Origin of the sequence: Micromonospora sp. CPCC 206060 (genome assembly GCF_036906895.1) — a bacterium.
Classification (GTDB): Bacteria; Actinomycetota; Actinomycetes; order Mycobacteriales; family Micromonosporaceae; genus Micromonospora.
The window spans coordinates 1-1,760 of sequence record NZ_JBAKHU010000203.1 but is presented as its reverse complement, the minus strand read 5'-3'; the positions used below and the strand labels follow the sequence as shown (position 1 = coordinate 1,760).

Below are 1,760 nucleotides of genomic sequence, written 5' to 3'. Positions count from 1 at the left end.
CATCGCCCTGGTCGACGTCGACCCCGCCGCCCGCCGCCAGTTGCTCACCCTGCTCGACGGCGTGCGCGACCTGGTGACCCGGACGGCGCTTGCTGGTCGACCCGCGCCGCGTCCGAGGTGAGCCGGTATGAGGGTCCGTCTCGACGTGACCCGGCTCTGTCCGGGTTGGAGATCTGGGCCACCGGCACCCGAACCGAACTATCCGCCCTCGTCGGGGTGTTGGCCGCCGCCAGCCGGCTCGCCCAGCAGGGACAACCCCGGCCACTGACCGGCGCCGACACCGGCCGATACCGGCTCTACCTGCGGTTGACCGTCGCCACCGGCCGCACCGGGCAGGCACGCCCGCCCGCCCCGACCGGCGGCACGGCCGGTGGGGCGCTGCTCGACCTGGACGCCGTCCGCGCCGACCGGCGCCCCGCCTGACCTTGGGAGAACGACTGTGATCCGAACCGTTGTCTGCGTTGAGATCCTGTGCACCGCCTGTGGTGACGGCTGGCCCGATGACGCCCCGCCGCACTACGACACCCCGGACGCCGCCTACGCGGCGGTGACGTTCGAACACGGCTGGACCGTCGCCGACCGGGATGCGGTCTGCCCCGCGTGCACCGCCCTGGCCGCCTGCCGGCTGTCCGGTGGGCACGACTGGCCGGACGGTGAGGAGCTCTGCGCCGTGTGCGGGCACCCCGACTACCGCGACCGGCCCGACCCGAACACCGACCGCATCGTGGTGGCGGTGCGGGTGCTGACCGCCGCCGACCGCCACGCCACCACCGCCGGGGGTGGCCGGTGGTGAATCGGCTGATGGCTGTCGCTTTGGCCGCCGCCGAGCGTGGCTGGCATGTTTTCCCGCTGCGCCCGGACGACAAGCGGCCCGCTGTCCGTGACTGGGAGAACCGGGCCACCACCGACCCGGCCCGCATCCGCCGGTGCTGGTCGACTGGCCCCTACGGCATCGGTGTTGCGTGCGGCCCGTCCGGGCTGGTCGTGGTCGACCTGGACACCCCCAAGAACGGCACCGGCACCCCGCCCGCCGAGTGGGCGGGTGCGCGTCACGGCCTGGACGTGCTCACCACCCTCGCCGACCGGCACAGCCAGCACATCGGCGCCACGTACACGGTGGCCACCGGCAGGGGTGGCACCCACCTCTACCACCGGCACCCGGCCAGCGGCCCGGCCCTGCGCAACACCGCCGGGACGGTGGGATGGCTGGTCGACACCCGCGCCCACGGCGGGTACGTCGTCGCGGCCGGCTCCACCGCCAACGGCCGGCCCTACACGGTCACCCTCGACACCGACCCGGCACTACTGCCCGGGTGGCTCGCCGGCCTGCTCGCCCCGAAACCGCTGCCCGCACCCGGGCCGGTAGCCGTGGTGGTGCCGGTCGACCGGCATGGCCGGTACGTGGCTGCTGCGATCCGCCGGCAGGTCGCCCACCTGGCCGCCGCTGGTGAGGGCAGCCGTAATCACGTCTTGTTCACCTCGGCTGTCGCCCTCGGGCAGCTCGCCGCCGGAGGCGCCCTCACCGACGCCGACGTGACCGCCGTGCTGGAACCGGTCGCCCTGTCGGTCGGGCTGCGGCACGGGGAGATCAGCCGAACGATCTCCTCTGGGCTGCGGGTCGGTGCCCGTAACCCGCGCAGCTTGCCCACCGTGGGTAGGGCCGCGTGACCCGGCCCGGTGACAACTCCGGTTGTCGTCCGGTGGCGCAGCTCGACACGGCAGCCGGTCACCTCAGCGACCATCTGGCCACGCTCACCGCT

General features: G+C 74.1%; 3 protein-coding genes. All 3 read left to right on the top strand.

The genetic code is table 11. The features are described 5' to 3' along the window. The first annotated feature begins 117 nt into the window (after nt 1-117). From V6U90_RS33245 to V6U90_RS33235, 3 genes are read left to right on the top strand one after another with little or no spacing between them, the layout of a single operon-like run. Nucleotides 118-423: a hypothetical protein gene (locus V6U90_RS33245; RefSeq protein WP_334445114.1), complete on the top strand. Its 306-nt coding sequence runs from the start codon at nt 118-120 to the stop codon at nt 421-423. A gap of 16 nt (nt 424-439) precedes the next feature. After that, the gene (locus V6U90_RS33240; RefSeq protein WP_334445112.1) at nt 440-793 is read left to right on the top strand and encodes a hypothetical protein; all 354 of its coding nucleotides are present in this window, start codon (nt 440-442) and stop codon (nt 791-793) included. 8 nt (nt 794-801) lie between these two features. Further along, complete coding sequence (locus tag V6U90_RS33235) at nt 802-1,668, top strand: bifunctional DNA primase/polymerase (protein ID WP_334445110.1); 867 nt, start codon at nt 802-804, stop codon at nt 1,666-1,668. Nucleotides 1,669-1,760 lie beyond the last annotated feature (92 nt).

Excerpts from the sequence above, each read along its gene's own strand:
- V6U90_RS33235 (WP_334445110.1), top strand. The coding sequence starts at position 802 with ATGGCTGTCGCTTTGGCCGCCGCCGAGCGTGGCTGGCATGTTTTCCCG.